Annotated in this window: 16 protein-coding genes; 9 read left to right on the top strand and 7 right to left on the bottom strand. The window is 58.4% G+C overall.

All coding sequences use genetic code 11. From position 1 onward, the window contains the following. Positions 1–73: 73 nt before the first annotated feature. From HMPREF2875_RS08410 to HMPREF2875_RS08435, 6 genes are all read right to left on the bottom strand, one after another. Positions 74–505: a hypothetical protein gene (locus HMPREF2875_RS08410; protein ID WP_070672071.1), complete on the bottom strand. Its 432-nt coding sequence runs from the start codon at positions 503–505 to the stop codon at positions 74–76. A gap of 128 nt (positions 506–633) precedes the next feature. Continuing rightward, entirely contained in the window at positions 634–1,359 is a 726-nt protein-coding gene (dhaM, locus tag HMPREF2875_RS08415; RefSeq protein WP_070672073.1) for a dihydroxyacetone kinase phosphoryl donor subunit DhaM, read from the bottom strand. A gap of 3 nt (positions 1,360–1,362) precedes the next feature. Next, entirely contained in the window at positions 1,363–2,043 is a 681-nt protein-coding gene (gene dhaL / locus HMPREF2875_RS08420; RefSeq protein WP_070672076.1) for a dihydroxyacetone kinase subunit DhaL, read from the bottom strand. A gap of 2 nt (positions 2,044–2,045) precedes the next feature. Next, a complete protein-coding gene (gene dhaK, locus HMPREF2875_RS08425; RefSeq protein WP_070672077.1) occupies positions 2,046–3,047 on the bottom strand; it encodes a dihydroxyacetone kinase subunit DhaK in 1,002 nt (333 codons plus the stop codon). A 173-nt stretch (positions 3,048–3,220) separates the two neighbouring features. Next, entirely contained in the window at positions 3,221–5,026 is a 1,806-nt protein-coding gene (locus HMPREF2875_RS08430) for a DEAD/DEAH box helicase (RefSeq protein WP_070672079.1), read from the bottom strand. 124 nt (positions 5,027–5,150) lie between these two features. Next, on the bottom strand, positions 5,151–5,402 hold the full coding sequence (locus HMPREF2875_RS08435) for a DUF3039 domain-containing protein (protein ID WP_070672082.1): 252 nt from the start codon (positions 5,400–5,402) through the stop codon (positions 5,151–5,153). Between the two features lie 48 nt (positions 5,403–5,450). Here HMPREF2875_RS08435 and HMPREF2875_RS08440 point away from each other — a divergent pair, with 48 nt between their 5' ends. The 9 genes from HMPREF2875_RS08440 (at position 5,451) to galE (ending at position 15,279) form a co-directional block, all read left to right on the top strand. Continuing rightward, positions 5,451–5,900, top strand: a complete 450-nt coding sequence (locus HMPREF2875_RS08440) for a DUF3099 domain-containing protein (protein WP_070672084.1) — start codon at positions 5,451–5,453, stop codon at positions 5,898–5,900. Between the two features lie 55 nt (positions 5,901–5,955). Beyond that, positions 5,956–7,497, top strand: coding sequence for a DUF7782 domain-containing protein (locus HMPREF2875_RS08445; protein ID WP_070672298.1), 1,542 nt, complete (start codon positions 5,956–5,958; stop codon positions 7,495–7,497). Positions 7,498–7,552: 55 nt separating this feature from the next. Then, positions 7,553–7,996, top strand: a complete 444-nt coding sequence (gene dtd, locus HMPREF2875_RS08450) for a D-aminoacyl-tRNA deacylase (protein WP_070672086.1) — start codon at positions 7,553–7,555, stop codon at positions 7,994–7,996. Between the two features lie 351 nt (positions 7,997–8,347). Then, the gene (locus HMPREF2875_RS08455; RefSeq protein ID WP_371327566.1) at positions 8,348–9,709 is read left to right on the top strand and encodes an SLC5/6 family protein; all 1,362 of its coding nucleotides are present in this window, start codon (positions 8,348–8,350) and stop codon (positions 9,707–9,709) included. A gap of 45 nt (positions 9,710–9,754) precedes the next feature. Continuing rightward, a complete protein-coding gene (locus HMPREF2875_RS08460) occupies positions 9,755–11,131 on the top strand; it encodes an L-serine ammonia-lyase (protein WP_070672090.1) in 1,377 nt (458 codons plus the stop codon). Positions 11,132–11,256: 125 nt separating this feature from the next. After that, a complete protein-coding gene (locus tag HMPREF2875_RS08465; RefSeq protein WP_246817078.1) occupies positions 11,257–12,015 on the top strand; it encodes a helix-turn-helix transcriptional regulator in 759 nt (252 codons plus the stop codon). 195 nt (positions 12,016–12,210) lie between these two features. After that, positions 12,211–13,224, top strand: coding sequence for a sigma-70 family RNA polymerase sigma factor (locus tag HMPREF2875_RS08470; RefSeq protein ID WP_070672094.1), 1,014 nt, complete (start codon positions 12,211–12,213; stop codon positions 13,222–13,224). 388 nt (positions 13,225–13,612) lie between these two features. Further along, on the top strand, positions 13,613–14,293 hold the full coding sequence (locus HMPREF2875_RS08475) for a metal-dependent transcriptional regulator (RefSeq protein WP_039675759.1): 681 nt from the start codon (positions 13,613–13,615) through the stop codon (positions 14,291–14,293). Between the two features lie 2 nt (positions 14,294–14,295). Then, positions 14,296–15,279 (top strand): UDP-glucose 4-epimerase GalE, encoded by a 984-nt coding sequence (galE, locus tag HMPREF2875_RS08480; protein ID WP_070672096.1) that lies wholly within the window; start codon positions 14,296–14,298, stop codon positions 15,277–15,279. Here galE and HMPREF2875_RS08485 read toward each other — a convergent pair. Beyond that, positions 15,236–16,393, bottom strand: coding sequence for a DUF4192 domain-containing protein (locus tag HMPREF2875_RS08485; RefSeq protein ID WP_070672098.1), 1,158 nt, complete (start codon positions 16,391–16,393; stop codon positions 15,236–15,238). The genes galE and HMPREF2875_RS08485 overlap by 44 nt on opposite strands. Positions 16,394–16,698 lie beyond the last annotated feature (305 nt).

Raw genomic sequence — 16,698 nt, forward strand, 5'->3', positions numbered from 1 at the left:
GAAGATGCGGGGATGACAAAGGGTGAGGAAGCTTATTCCTTCCTCGCCCGTTTCGCGTTTTAAGCAACTAAGGCTAAAGACCAAAAGCAATCATCATGGCCATAGGCACGAATGGACCTACTATGGCCCAACCGATGCCAATAACTAGTGCAGCAATCGCCATGACTCGGCGCTTATGCTCGGGTCGGCGCCCCTCGGCCAAGATCAACGCCAAACCACCCAAAGCCGCGCCAGCCAACCCAGTTCCAATTGTCAGGATGGACAGCAGAAAACCCGCCGAAGACACAAAAAGCGTCAACACAATGATGAACACCGGCGGGACTACCGCCACCGCAAGCGCCCAAGGAGACCACGGATTCGGTCGTGAGTATTTCTCCGTCTGCGGTGGCGAATAAAGCGTGGAGTGGAAACCGGCGCTTGGGGTGGCGCCAAAGGCATCAGCAGTCGGCGCGTTGTAGGAACTACCAGTGTGGCCATAAGGATCCACTGCGTTGGGCTGGTTCATCAGGTCACCACTTTCGAAGAAACTCAACTGGGATTCATCTCACACGGTACCCAATCACCAAGAACACAGCACTACCAGCGGGCAGTGTCCCCCGCTGGTAGTGGGAAGCTAGGCCTTAGCCCTGCACACTAATCGTCGAGTCCTTGTGCAATAGCATCAGCAATCTGGTCGATAACTGAAGTGTCACCAGATTCACCGCTGACAGTGACGGACGCGCCGCGGGCAGCGCCGAGAGACATCAGCATCATGGCCGAATCTGCTTCCACTTCTTCCCCATCAAAGGAAATGATGATGTCACCGTCGGCCTCGGCGGCCATTGCAGCGACCTTCGAGGCTGGCCGGGCATGCAGTCCTGCTGCGTCAGCCACTGTGACAGTTCGCGAATATGATTCCTTCGTCGCTGGTGTTGAGTCCACATCGGTTTCGGATTCAGTAGATGCCGTCGTGCCAGCAGGTTTCGATGCTACAAAGACATCAATAGCCTTGGCCGCCGCCGTGGCTACGGCGGCGAGGTCATCGCCTTGTTGCGCCGCCGTGGCGGCAGCAATGGCAGCCTCCACCAATGGGGCATCAACAAAGGTCACCGGCTCATCATCGAGGAATTCGAGCACGGACTCGACTGTCAACGTGGCCGAGCCTAAGTCAGTGAGAACAACCACGCCGAGTCCTTGGCCGAGGAGATCATTGATGGCTGACTCGATGAGGTCATAGGAGGTGCCAATTGCACCGCCCTCGAGTCCACCAGCAGGGAGAATGGTGACGTCCGCGGCCATTTGGGCGGCGAGTTCCGCTAGGCCTTCAGCAAGCTTCGCAGAATGGGACACGAGGACGAGACCAACGTGCGGTTGTGCCATGGCTTAATCCTCCTGGGCTGTGGTGCTGCCGTTGTCCCCAGGCGCAGCACTCGCGGCGTCGGCAGCCGCGGCAAGAAAGAGCGCCGTCGATGCCGCACCGGGGTCCTTGTGCCCTGCGGATCGCTCGCCTAGGTAGGAGGCGCGGCCCTTCGTCGCCACCATCGGAATAGTAGCTTCGGCGCCTTCCGCGGCGGCATCGGCAGCCGCGCGCAGAACATTAGCGGGGCTGTGTCCGGACTCCGCCGCTTCACGGGCAGCGCGTGCCGCGGGGGCCCACGCGTCTACCATGGTTTTCTCGCCTTCTGTTGCCTTACCGCGCGTGGTGATTCCTTCTGCGGCGGCGTCGATAATGGCTGCGGTCGTGGCCGCATCGAGGTCGCCTGAGCCTGCAGCCTTGGCCGCACGCAGAAACGCTGTACCCAGCAGCGGGCCGGAGGCACCACCAACGGTGGACATCAGAGTCTTAGCGGTAAGTTTGAGTACGTCAGCAACGGTAGAGCCCTCTGTCGTTATCTCTTCCTCGACTTTGTCCACCACGGCGCGGAAGCCGCGGTCAACGTTTTCGCCATGGTCGCTATCACCAATCACACGGTCGAGCTCAATGAGTTCGTCTCGGTGTTCATGAGCCGCGGCGGCGCAGTTCTTCATCCAGGCCTGAGCCCAAGCGGTTGAAAGGTTAGTCATGATTACATCCCTTGACGTAGTGCGGCGGTGTGGCAGGGGGCGTCGAAAAGCGCCACGTCCTCATCGTCAGCGCGCATCACGGTGACGGAACACCCGGCCATATCCAAGCTGGTGACGAAATTACCCACGAGGGAGCGCTCGATGGTCACGCCGTCATTGTTGAGGCGTTGAGCCACACGGCGGTAGACCACATAGAGCTCCGAGGCAGGTGTGGCCCCCATGCCGTTCACCACGACGATGGCGCGCTCGCCTTCACCGAGCTTGAGGTCCGACAGGATGGGGTCCAACAGGTGATCCGTCACGTCATCAGCTGAAATCAACGGAATCTCTTTCCGGCCGGGCTCGCCGTGAATACCGACACCCAGTTCAACCTCGTCCTCACCCAGATCAAAGGAAGGCTTGCCCACATGCGGCACCGTACATGCGGTCAGTGCTGCGCCCATGGTCGCGGTATTTTCCACTACTTTCTTGGCCACAGCTGTTACCGCAGCGAGGTCATCACCACGTTCGGCAGCCGCACCCGCAAGCTTCTCCACGAGGAGAGTTCCTGCCACACCGCGGCGGCCCGCGGTATAGGTTGAGTCTTCAACAGCAACATCGTCATCCACAATGACCTGGCTGACCTCAATGTCATCGAACTCGGCGAGTTCAGCTGCAGTGTCGAAGTTGAGGACGTCCCCCGTGTAATTCTTCACAATGTAGAGCACGCCCGCGCCGGCATTGACGGCGTCAGTCGCGGCTTGAATAGCATCCGGCGTCGGTGACGTAAACATTGCGCCGGGGACAGCAGCATCGAGCATGCCGTGGCCAACGAACCCCGCATGGAGTGGCTCGTGTCCCGAACCGCCGCCGGAGACAATGGCGACCTTGCCGCTTTCCTTCTTCTCTGTACGGGCTACGAACAGAGGATCCGTGGCGCGCGTGACAATGTCACTGTGCGCCTGTGCAAAACCTTCTACTGATTCGGCAACAACGTTCTCCGGTGAATTGATGAGCTTCTTCATCATCCATCTCCTTGGATTCTCTTAAGCCACAGGCCTATGGGCAGGATGATGTCGAGCTTACACGCGCAGAAAACAGTTACACCGTTCACATTTTCGGGGCAGGGAGTTCATCGCTGCACTAGCCAGGCGCCGTCGCGGCGCCGTCTCGTCACCGTCGTGTCCTTAAGGACCTGCTACCACTTGCGCAGGTACTCGATGCGCTGGCGCAGCTGCTCGGCGTCGCAAAGCGCAGTGGGCGGGCCACCGCAAGCCTTACGGGCTTCGGTATGGATAGCGCCGTGCGGCCGGCCGGTGCGCTGTGCGGTGATGGATACCACCGTGTTGAGCTCTTTGCGCAGCGCAGAAATCTCATCCACCACGCCCGCGTCAGAGCCGCCAGTGCTTGCCGACGTCCCCGCGGCACCGCCCTGCCCTCCACGTTTCGGCGCATGCGGGGTGCCATAGAGTTTGCGGCGCTGCTCCTCCGCTGCCTCCGCTGCCCGGCGCGCCTTTTCCTCGGCTTCGCGCCGGTCCATCTCCTCCGACTGTTTCTTGCGCAGGAGGTCCTTGACCTGGTCGGCGTCGAGAAGCCCGGGAATTCCCAGAAAATCCTCGTCCTCGTCGGTAATGGCTCCGGTGTTGAACTGCGAGCCGTTGTAGAGCAGGCCGGAGAATTCCGCCTCGGCGCCAAGGGACTCGTACGAGGGTTCAAGCAGGTCGGGCTCGGTCTTCTTTTGGTTAGCGTCCTCCAGAAGCTCGTCGTCCCAGCCTTCCTTGTCGGGGTTCTTCTCCCCTCCCAAGACATGGTCGCGCTGCTTCTCCATGTTCTCGGCAAGTCCGAGAAGAACAGGCACAGAAGGTAGGAAGACCGAGGCTGTCTCGCCAGGCATGCGGGAGCGCACGAAGCGACCGATGGCCTGGGCGAAGAAGAGCGGGGTCGACGCCGAGGTGGCGTAAACACCCACGGCGAGACGGGGAACGTCAACGCCCTCGGACACCATGCGCACGGCCACCATCCACTCATCCGTGGATTCAGAGAACTCTGCGATGCGTGCGGAGGAACCTGGGTCGTCGGACAAGATGACGGAGACTGGGGTGTTGGAAATCTGTTTGAGGATCTTCGCGTAGGCGCGCGCGGTGGTCGTGTCGGTAGCCAGCACGAGGCCACCGGCATCCGGCATGTTGCGGCGCATTTGCATCAAACGAGTGTGGGCTGCTTGAAGAACGGTGGGGATCCACTCGCCCTTCGGGTCCAAGGCCGTGCGCCACGCGCGGGCTGTTTGCTCGGGGTTAAGAATGTCTCCAAGGCGCGCTGCATGTTCCTCGCCCGCGCTGTCACGCCAACGGGACTCGCCCGAGTAGCTAAGGAAGACGACGGGGCGCACGACGCCGTCGGCAAGCGCATCGCCATAGCCGTAGGTGTGATCGGAGCGGGACACCAAGTGCCCCTCCCCGTCCTCTTCATAGCGCACGAAGGGAATCTGCGAATCATCCGAACGGAAAGGAGTACCGGTCAGTGCTAAGCGGTGTTCGGCATCGTCATAGGCCTCGCGCACGCCGTCGCCCCAGCTCTTGGCGTCGCCGGCATGGTGGATCTCATCGAGGATCACCAACGTGCGCCGCGCCGAGGCCACCGCGCGATGTTTGAAGGGGTGCATACCCACCTGGGCGTAGGTCACTACCACGCCGTCCATCGCGGGATTCACGCCGGAGGAATTAGTAAACTTCGGATCCAGAGCCAACCCCACGCGGGAAGCGGATTCAGACCACTGAACCTTGAGATGCTCCGTTGGCACCACGACGATGACGCGCTCGACGGTGCGATCCGCCATGAGTTCGGTGGCAACACGCAGCGCGAAGGTAGTCTTACCTGCGCCAGGAGTCGCCACCGCCATGAAATCCTTCGGCTTGGTGGCCAGGAATTTATCCAATGCGGCTCGCTGCCACACACGGAGTGAACCGTTATTGGCAAATCTTTGTGCTGATGACTGTGTCGACACGGTCAGCGACTATCCCCCTCTACTTTTCCCAAAACCCGATGCTGTATGTCGTTCCTCGCGCTGCGCCTCCTTTTCGGGCGAGACACAGCGCGCTTCGTCCTCCTCTAGGGAAGACGACGTGTTACTAGCGGCGGCGCAGGCTCTTGTATTCGCGCTCGCAGTCAGGGCACACAGGTGAACCAGGCTTGGCTTGCTTGGTCACCGGGAAAGTCTCACCACACAGGGCAACGACGTACTTGCCGTTGACCGCAGAATCGAGGATCTGGTCTTTCTTGACGTAATGAAAGAACTTCGGGGTGTCGTCATTGGTTGACGTATCCTCGCGAACATCTGGGCGTTCAATAGTCTTAGTCGTCGTACTCACGCCCCCTATCATGCCGTATCGGTATCGAAGTTGGCGAGTCCTCCCGCTACGCTTGTGACCATGACCCCTTCGAACTCGCGTGATAACGCAGACCGCACCCCACAATCGGGGCGACGACGCGGTCGGGCGTTTGGCCGTGAGCGCTACCTCATCACCACAGCCAAACTCGCCCCCGGGCAAGATCGCCATCGCCGCGAGGTTACCTACTTTGTCTTGCAGTTCTTGCGCATCCCCTCCCTCATCATCGCCGGAGTCTTGGCCTATGTCTGGCAATGGTGGATTCCGGCTGCGCTTGTCGTGGCTGTGACCTTCCCGCTGCCGTGGATTGCAGTGGTCATTGGCAATAGCCGTGGGCAGAAGAAAGACAAGCGCGAGAAGTCGCTGTACAAACCTGCGCTAGCACGACAAATGGCGCAAGCTCAACGCGCGCAACTAGAGCATCAGAACCACGGTGCGTTGCCCGGCGCGCCGGACAAACCACAACCTGACACGATTGACCACGACGACTAGAGCTTTGTAAGGAGTTTTTGTGAATATCTCCGACTCTTCACCTTTTGGCCCGCAGATGTACCCGGATCATCCCATCGCTGAGTTCGCTGACGAACTAGTCCAGGTCTTCGACACGGCGGGCTTTAACGCTGATGGGATAGCTGGGCACTTGGGCCCAGAGTACACAGAGGCTTTGCATCGTGGCGAACCTGCCGCGGTGGCGCTGGGTGCCAACGGCACTACCGATTTAGACCACCTCATCCGAATCTTCGTGTTGCACGAGCACGTACCGGCCACGCTGCTGTCAGAGGTCCTGGGGGCGCGCCTTGCCGCCAAACTTCTCGATTCGGGCGTAGCGCAGACCGATGAGCACGGCACCGTGTTCATCGCCTACGACATCCGCCCGCATATCATTGTGGGACGCAACCGCGTGGTCTTCTCTGATGTCGATGCCTCCTTGGTGGATCACGTGCCGGGTCCTGACCATGTCTTGGGCGTAGGTTCTGCAAGCCTTTCTCTACTACATTCCACCCCAACGTCCCCGGTGTCCTCCGTGCTTGATCTAGGCACTGGCTCCGGTGTGCAATTGCTGGGCCAGCTGGATTCTGCCGAGCGCATCGTGGCAACAGACGTGCACGAGCGCGCACTTGATCTTGCTCGCGCCACGGTCGCGGCTGCGGGTGCAACTCCGCGTGTGGATCTGCGCCTAGGCTCCTGGTTTGAGCCGGTAGCCGGGGAGCGCTTCGACCGTATTGTGGCCAATCCGCCTTTCGTCGTGGGACTGCCGGAGGTGGGCCATGTCTATCGCGATTCCGGCCTCAACCTTGATGGCGCTAGTGAGCTCGTGGTCTCGCACGCCGCGGAGCATCTCACCCCAGGTGGTACCGCCCACCTGCTGGCTGCGTGGGTCCACCAGGGCGATGAATCCTGGCAACAGCGAGTTGCCTCGTGGTTGCCCGATACCGGGGTGGCTGCGTGGATCATTCAGCGCGACGTGGCTGATCCTGCCCTCTACGTGTCCACGTGGTTGGCCGATGAGTCAATCGATGTGCGAAGCCCCCTTGGCCAAGAGCGTTCACGGGAATGGTTGCAGCACTTCCATGATCACGAGGTCACCGGAATTGGCTTTGGGTTCGTAGCCATTCAGCGTATTGGGGATGATGAGCCCTCCGATATCTTGGCGGAGACCATGACCCAGCCGGTTGTCGATCCGCTCGGGCCCGAAGTCGAGGAATACTTTGCCCGAGTGGAGTGGCTGCGTGGGCTTGTGCCCGGCGAGTTGGAAGACGCACACGTACAGCTGCGCCCGGGCGTTGCCCGTGAGGATGTCGCACTTCCCGATACTGAGGTGGGTATGGGCTTTACCCGCGCTGCACTGCGCCTAACGCGCACCGATGGCCCCCGTTGGCAGCATGATGTGGACGAGCACCTGGCAGCCATCGTGGCCGGCTTAAACCCGCACGGTTTGAGCATTGGCGAGACCATCGAGCTTTATGCTGCCGCGCAGGGCTATGACGAAGCCGCGCTTGTCGACGCCGCCCTCCCCGCCATCGTCGATCTGATCCGCCACGGTCTTCTAATCCCGACCGAGCTGCTGGCTTTTTCACATACCGACTAGCTGCTATACAAAATCGCAGTCAACGCTTTATTAGAAAGGTAACTTTTCGCCCACCATGCGTGCAGTATTAACCCGTGTGTCCCAAGCTTCAGTAACCGTTGATGGAGACATCGTTGGCTCAATCGAATGTCCCGACACTGGCGGGCTCTTAGCTCTCATTGGTGTCTCCACTGAGGACCTCGACAACTGGCACCCTCGTGCGGAGAAAATGGCACGCAAGATCGCGGAGCTCCGCATCTTGGAAGGCGAGCGTTCGGTACTCGAAGCTCAAGCCCCAGTATTGGTCGTTAGCCAGTTCACGCTTTATGGTCGCACCGCGAAAGGGCGACGCCCTTCCTGGTCTGATGCTGCACCAGGACACGAAGCAGAACCGGTCATCGACGCCATCGTTACCCACTTGAAGGAGCGTGGACTCAGCGTCGAAACTGGTCAGTTTGGCGCCATGATGCGTGTGTCTTCGGTGAACGAAGGACCATTTACAGTGCTGGTAGAGACCTAGTTTTAAAGTCCAGCCGTCCAATTTTGTTGAACAATACATAAAAGAACTAAAAAAGCAAACTCAGCGAGTGTGATAATTTTCCTGCTTCCGCTGCGATAATTTATTATCATTTCTCACCACTTCCGGCTTATACTGAGGGCACAGCGAAGCAAACGGGCTGTATACGCAGTAAGTGTGAGAGTCATTCTCACGCCCTGTACAACAAGATTGCAGATGAGAATCTTTTCTCACTACAAGGTTGTGGAAGCCCAATCGCTTCGATCGACCACTAGGACAGTAGGAAAGACAATGTCTCACTCAGTATTGCGACACAATCACGACAAGGCCCAACACCCCGAAAACCACGCAGAGATGCCTGAGGCTCTCAAGACCTCACAGAGTTCATCTCCTTCATCAGCACAGTCATCTTCCGTCCCCGGTATCGACACCCCATTTGAAGGACGCGAAGGCGCCCCGAAGTGGAATAAGGAAGACACCGTATGGATGCTCTCCCTCTTCGGCACCGCCATTGGCGCCGGCGTCCTCTTCCTCCCCATCAACGCCGGTATCGGCGGCATCATCCCGCTCCTCATCATGACCGTCATTGCTTTGCCCATGACCTTCTGGGCACACCGCGGCATGACCCGCTTCGTACTCTCCAGCTCCAAGCCCGACGGTGACCTCACGGACGTCGTCGAGGAGCACTTCGGCATCAAGGCCGGCGTCTTGATGAACATCCTGTACTTCCTGTCGGTATACCCCATCCTTCTCGTGTACTCGGTGACCATCACCAACACGGTCAACTCCTTCCTGGAGAACCAGTTGGGAATCACACCACCGGATCGCTGGCTCACCTCGCTGCTGCTGGTTGGTGGCCTCATCCTCATTGTCCGCATGGGTAAGGACGTCGTCGTTCACGTCATGTCTTACCTGGTGTACCCCTTCATCGGTGTCCTCGTTCTGCTCTCCATTTACCTCATCCCGAAGTGGAATACCGCTCTGTTTGAGTCCTTCGACTTGAGCGTCGCTCGCGAGGCTTCCGGCCACAGCCTGGGCGTTACCCTGATGCTCCTCGTACCCGTCATGGTCTTCTCCTTCAACCACTCGCCGATGATTTCCTCCTTCGCAGTTGACCGCCGCCAGACCTACGGCAAGTACGCCGAGGTTAAGGCCAGCAAGACTCTGCTTCGCTCGGAAATCCTGATGGTTGTTGTGGTCATGTTCTTTGTCTTCTCCTGCGCACTCAGCCTCTCCCCTGAGCACCTGGCTGAAGCAAAGGCCCAGAACATCACCATCTTGTCCTACCTGGCAAACCACTTCGACACCCCGATCATCCAATGGATTGCTCCCATCATCGCCATGATTGCCGTGGCCAAGTCCTTCCTCGGCCACTACCTCGGTGCTGCTGAAGGATTCGAGGGCCTCATCATCAAGGGCAGCAAGAAGGCCAACAAGGATGACGCCAAATCCCTGCGCAAGCTCAACATCATCACCCTCATCTTCATGCTGGTCACCTCCTGGCTCGTTGCCTGGGCTGACCCCTCCATCCTCGGCATGATTGAAACCCTGTGTGGCCCGACGATTGCCATCATGCTCTTCATCATCCCGATGGTCGCCATCCACAAGGTTCCTGCACTACAGCGCTTCAAGGGCAAGGCTTCCAACTACTTCGTATTCGTGATGGGCCTGGTTGCACTGGCCACCATCATCTACTCCATCGTCCAGGCCTTCTAAGAACTGGCCCCACAAGAAACACTCAGAGGATTCAAGGAAAGAACAATGTTCATCAGCATCTTCGATATGTTCAAGATTGGCATCGGCCCCTCCAGCTCCCACACGCTGGGGCCAATGAAGGCAGGCAAGGCGTTCGTTGACGAACTGCAAGAAAAAGGCCTCTTTGACAAGGTCACCCGGGTTCAGGCTAACGTCTACGGCTCCCTTTCCCTCACCGGTATCGGCCATTCCACAGACAAAGCCATCCTTCTCGGCCTCGCCGGTGAAGAGCCTGAAACCGTTGACATCGACGGCATCTCCGAATTCGTAAAACAAGTTCGCAGTAGCGAGAAGCTCATGCTCGGTGGAACTCATGAGGTTGATTTCCCGAAGGAAGGAGGATTCTTCTTCCACGATGAATACCTCCCGATGCATGAAAACGGTATGTGCCTCATTGCTTTCGCTGGCGAGGAAGACATCCTGCACAAGACCTACTACTCAGTGGGCGGCGGCTTCATTGTCAAGCAAGAAGACTTCGCAATGCGTGGTTCAAACAAGGTGGATATCCCCTTCCCGTACTCCAGCGCCGAAGAGATGCTCGAGCTGTGTGAGCGCAATGGAATGACTCTGCCCGAGCTCGGGCTGGCTAATGAGCTAGCACTGCGTTCACAGGACGAAGTCACTGAGCACTTGGGCAAGGTGCGCGATGTCATGTTTACCGGCATCGAGCGTGGCTCCTCTACCGACGGCCCGCTGCCTGGCTCACTACTCGTGCCGCGCCGTGCCGCTGCGCTGAAGCGTCGCCTCGAGCAAAGCGATCATCATGACGATGGTCTCGATGTTCTGAGCTGGGTCAATATGTTTGCCTTGGCTATCTCTGAAGAGAACGCCGCGTGCGGTCGCGTCGTGACCGCACCGACTAATGGTGCCTGCGGCGTCGTACCTGCGGTGCTTGCCTACTACGACAAGTTCGTCGAACCTGTCACTGAAGAAATGTTTGCAGACTACATCTTCGCCTGCAACCAGATTGCGTCCCTCTACAAGATGAACGCGTCCATTTCAGGTGCTGAGGTTGGCTGCCAGGGCGAAGTTGGCGTCGCTTGTTCCATGGCTGCTGGTGGTCTTGCACAGCTCATGGGCGCCACCCCAGAGCAAGTGTGCGTCGCCGCAGAAATTGGCATGGAACACAAGCTCGGTCTAACGTGCGACCCGGTCTTAGGCCAGGTTCAGGTCCCCTGCATCGAGCGCAATGCTGTCGCTGCTGTTGACTCCATCACTGCAGCTCGCATGGCCCTTGAGCGGGAAAGCAAGCCCTGCGTATCCCTCGATGAAGTGATTTGGACCATGTACAAGACTGGTAAGGATATGAACGCCAAATACCGTGAGACGTCGCAAGGCGGTCTGGCACTAGCAGTCCACCCGCCAGTCGCCGTATGCGGCTAGAGCCCTCCTAAGAATCGATGAGCCGGGTGAGCACAGCATTTTGCGGCTTGTGTTCACTCGGCTCACCGCTTTCGTGTGGTAACTTCTCTATAAACTGACAGGAATATAAGGACATGCTTCAGCTAATGAATCTCTCTAGCAGCCATGCCTCCGAAGAAAATATCCTCGAGCAGTACATACCACTCGTCGAATTTCTCGGTCAGGCCATGGGCCCTAATACCGAGATCGTTCTCCATGATCTCGATGTACCCGACCGGTCCATCATTGCTATTGCCAATAATCACATTTCCGGCCGCGAGCTTGGTGGCCCAGTTACAGATTTTGCGCTCTGGTTCATGAAACAGGGCGATGCCGCCGCCGTCCCCATGATGACCGGATATCGAGCGGTCAACGCCGAAGGAAAAATTTGCCAATCATCCAGCTACTTCATACGCGATGAAACCGGCCACATGCGTGGCATGCTGTGCATCAACGTCGATGTTTCGGAGTTGATTCACATCCGCGAAGCCGCCAATACCCTCATTGGCAACGCTGAGGATCCGGCTTTCGACAAGGAAAAGGCCTTTAGCGGTTATCCTGGGGCTTCGCCTCAGCCCCCGCGCCCCATGGCCGTGGTTCCGGATCAACAAGAACCTGCCGAAGAACCAATCAGCGAGTCTTTGGGAACAAACGTTGAGCAGCTGCTGGATTCAATGCTCGACTCTGTAATTTCCAAGCAGACAACGGATGTCTCACGCATGCACCGCGACGAGCGTATTCAGGTGGTCTCCGAGTTGGAAGACGCAGGGTTCTTCCTCCTCAAGGGCGGGATTGCAGCGGCAGCCTCATGTCTCGGAGTCTCGGAGCCCACGATTTACCGATACCTCGTTACGGTGCGTGGCTAGAGGCGAGTGTGATGACTCACCGTCGCTAACGTGCCACTGAGCACATGTTCTCCCCGCGGTGCGACTCCCCCAAAAAGGTGGAGTCCTACCGCGGGGATTGCGCTGTTTTGAGCATTCCCAGCTTTTCAGGGAACTCAACCGCGTGGAGCAACGTTGTATCTCTTGAACCCGGCGAACAACTCAGGAGGCTTCACGATGACCCACACATCAGCCAACACCGCCACTGGCACCGCAGCTGCCACTTTCGATGAAGAACAGGAAGTAGATCGCGGCTCACGCCGTAACCAAACTAATGACAATCCGTCTGCGGACCTTGTCCGCGTCTACCTCAATGGCATCGGCAAAACCGCGCTGCTGAGCGCCGAGGACGAGGTTGAACTGGCCCAGGCCATCGAGGTGGGTCTCTACGCCGAATACAAGCTGGCTAATGCGGACAAGCTGACCCGCGCCGAGAAGCGTGACCTGAAGATTCTGGCCCGTGAAGGCAAGAAGGCTCGCTCCCACCTCCTTGAAGCCAACCTGCGTCTCGTGGTCTCCCTGGCAAAGCGCTACACCGGCCGCGGGATGCCGCTGCTGGATCTCATCCAGGAAGGCAACCTGGGACTTATTCGTGCGATGGAGAAGTTCGATTACGCCAAAGGTTTCAAGTTCTCCACCTACGCCACGTGGTGGATTCGCCAGGCCATTACCCGCGGCATGGCTGACCAGTCTCGCACCATTCGCCTTCCTGTGCACTTGGTGGAGCAGGTCAACAAGCTCTCCCGCATCAAGCGTGAGATGTACCAGTCTCTGGGTCGTGAGGCGACCAACGAGGAACTGGCTGAGGAATCTGGCATCGAAGAATCCAAGATTGAGATGCTGCTGCGCCAGTCCCGTGACCCGGTTTCCCTCGATATGCCGGTAGGCACCGATGAAGAGGCCCCGTTGGGTGACTTCATCGAGGACGCTGAGGCTACTGACGCTGAGACTGCAGTCGTTGCTTCCATGCGCCATTCTGATATCCGCTCTGTCATTGGTTCCCTGGAAGAGCGCGAACAGGACGTTATTCGCCTACGCTACGGCCTCGATGACGGTGTGCCACGCACCTTGGACCAGATTGGCCGCAAGTTTGGTCTGTCCCGTGAGCGCGTCCGCCAGATTGAGCGTGAGGTCATGGCCAAGCTGCGTGATGGCAACCGTGCCGACCGTCTCCGCGAATACGCGCTCTAAGAAAACCTGCAGTGACCGCCCACCAGCGGCCACGGCCCACAGATGTGGCGAGAGCCATCGAGACATCCCTCCTATCCTGTGTCGACTAACCACGGGGTCCGGGAGGTCGACGCTCGGTGGCTTTCGTCGTTTCTCACCTAGCCCCTTTGCCAACTCCCAACAAGACCCCGAGTCAATGCTGGGGCAACCAGCGCTCTGTGAGCCACGGAATACGCTATTGTTTAAGTTATTCTCTTAATAGATTGCTATTACCGCGCTTCAACCTATGTGGACGCAGAAAGCCTGCGTGGCAGGTACACGCTCGAGGTATCCGCCTAGAATGTTGTCTTAGCCGCTGCTAGCGCTCTGTGCCCACTCCAACCGCCATAACGCAGAAAGGTAAGCCCACGTGAGGGACCTAGTCGACACCACGGAAATGTATCTGCGGACCATTTACGAGCTCGAGGAAGAAGGCATTACCCCGCTGCGTGCCCGTATTGCAGAGCGCCTCGAGCAGTCTGGACCTACTGTGTCACAGACCGTGGCGCGAATGGAGCGCGACGGTCTCCTTCATGTGCGCACCGACCGCAGCCTTGACCTCACCGCCGAAGGGCGCGAGTTGGCTACCAACGTCATGCGCAAGCATCGCCTCGCTGAGCGCCTGCTAACCGATGTGCTGGGGCTGGATATTCACCAGGTTCACGATGAGGCATGCCGTTGGGAACATGTCATGAGCGAGGAAGTGGAAAAGCGCGTCGTCGCAGTTCTCGAAGATTCTTCTCGCTCGCCTTTCGGAAACCCCATTCCGGGTCTGGCACAGCTCGGTGCCTCCCCGGCTGAGCTCGAGCTAGGAACCCGAGCTATCGATTTGCCCAAGGGTGAAGAAACTGAAGCCACAATCGTGCAGATCAACGAGGTCCTCCAAGCGGATAATTCCACTTTCCGTGACCTTTATGCGTCCGGACTTCAGGTTGGCTCACCGGTGACCGTGGTGAATAACAACGGCTCCATCACGCTGAGCACCGAAGACGGTAAGACGATTGAGTTAGTCGATGATCTCGCCCACGCAATTCGCGTCGAGGTGAAGTAGCTATGAAGCTTCTGGTCACTGGTGGCGCTGGATACGTCGGTAGCGTGTGCGCTGCGGTCCTTGTGGAAGAAGGCCACGACGTCACAATCATCGATAACTTTTCTACCGGCAATCGGGATGCCGTTCCCGCGCAGGCCCGTCTCGTGGAAGGTGACGTAGCGGATGTGGCTCGTTCCGTTCTTTCCGAGGGCGGTTTCGAGGGCGTTCTTCACTTTGCCGCGCGGTCTCTCGTCGGCGAGTCCGTAGAGAAACCCGCTGAGTACTGGCAGCACAACGTGGTCACCACGTTGACGCTTCTCAACGCTATGCGGGAGTTCGATGTCAAGAACCTCGTCTTCTCCTCAACAGCTGCTACCTATGGTGAGCCGGAGCAGGTCCCGATTACAGAAGCGATGCCGACTAAGCCCACCAATCCTTACGGTGCTTCAAAGCTCGCTATCGATGACATGATCACGTCTTTTGCCAAGGCTTATGGCTTGGGCGCTACTTCTCTGCGCTATTTCAACGTGGCCGGTGCCTACGGCACCATTGGTGAGAACCGTGAGGTCGAAACCCACCTCATCCCGCTAGTCCTTCAGGTGGCGTTGGAGCACCGCGATAAGATCTTCATCTTCGGTGATGATTACGACACTGCTGATGGCACCGCTGTTCGCGATTACATCCACATCCGTGACCTTGCGGATGCCCACGTGTTGGCGCTAAGCACCAACTCTGAAGGCACCCACCGCATCTATAACTTGGGTTCCGGCGATGGCTATTCCGTCAAGCAGGTTATTGAAACCTGCCGCGAGGTTACCGGCCACCCCATCCCGGCAGAGCTAGCTCCCCGGCGCGCCGGTGACCCGGCAACACTGGTAGCTTCTTCTGACAAGATCAAAGCCGAGCTCGGGTGGAGTCCGAGCCGCACTGATCTCACCACAATTGTCACCGATGCATGGAACTTCACCCGGCAGCTCGGCGAGCGGGCTCACTCCGCACATCGCTAGTCACGGGAGTTGCTGGGGCTCCACCTGCCCTGCCGACGGCGGTGTTATAGGCCTCTTGAGCCCCACTGCGAATGGTGTCACGCATTTTCTCGTGCAATCCATAGCGGTAGGCCTGGCACAGTAACGAACCTAGACGGTGACTAGGGAATTCCTCTGCCACCGTCTGCAATGCGGGCCCTGCATGGATTTCCCAGTCGAGCTTTAACTGTGCCAGCGCGAAAAGCGTCAATGCATTCGCTCTGATTTCGCCGTCGAATGTGCGCGCGGTAGCCAGCAATAGGCTAGCGGCCGCCTCCCCCGCATCCGTACATTCACCGACTACCAAGTCCCGGGTCCAGGTGGTTGACATCCACAGCGCACATGCTTGAAGCAGCTCGACATTCCTTGCCGCTTCCTCGGCGGTGGTTGCCTTGTTCAGTGTCCAGCGGACATCATCGAGAAAATTGTCAACCAGCTCCTTGCGTGTGGTGCTTTCCTCCGCCGCTACGCGGGCACGCAATCTCGTTGCGCTATCGCGCGCTTGCCGCCCAAGGGCTTCCGCCTCGAGGGCATCAAAATGCGTGTTTCCACGAGCAAAGGTAGAGAAGAAGTCCTCGCGGCTGAGCTCCGGAACGACATTGTGGTCAACGCAGGAGCGCATCGTGGGGGCGTCGGTAAGCGCCGGCACCGTCCCCTCAACCCACTTTTTCATTGGACCACTACCATCGGTACTCACCATGCCGTGGAGCATGGCATAGTGCTCGCCGCGCGCAATCTCCCTCACGTGCCATGCTGCGTCGATATCGATGCCATCGCGGACTCGGTCCAAGTTGTAGAGCCAGCAGGAAATCTCAGCGAGCTCTGCTAGCGGGCGATGCGAGACGAGGAAAGCAAAGATTCCTTCACGGGCTTCCTCTGCAAGCGCGGCGGCTATATCTGGAAGAACCTCCTGAGCGTCTGCGATATCGACACGCGCAATGGGGCCCATGGCAGGCCCACGTGGAGTGGTATCGATGGCCATGAAAATGACCGACTCCGCGGGATAGAAACCTAGGAGACCTGGGATATTCGCAAGTAGGTGGCCAGGGGTTGTAATCGGTGGGGTGTTGTCTGTGTATGCTGCAAAAGAACTCATGTCTTCAGCCTGAAGCAGGCGCTGCAGCCACGCCAGAACCGTGCTGCAGTTCCTGTCATTTCTGTGGATAAACCTCCCCGACCCCTCCCCGTGGAAGCCACAATGGTGGAGTTATCCACAGTGCAGGCTCTGCTCACTGGCACCTCCACGGGGCAGAGCGTGGCACGATCTTTGCTTCTGTGGCATGCTAGATCGATCAACACGAGTTTTCACCAGCCTCTCGCATGTGAGATCGACTTTGTCGGGCCGGAGGGAAGCTGGGAATAGGCGGCAGCCCCACAGCGTTGCACGCCACAGAACGCTGA

This window comes from Corynebacterium sp. HMSC078H07 (assembly GCF_001812805.1).
Lineage (GTDB): Bacteria > Actinomycetota > Actinomycetes > Mycobacteriales > Mycobacteriaceae > Corynebacterium.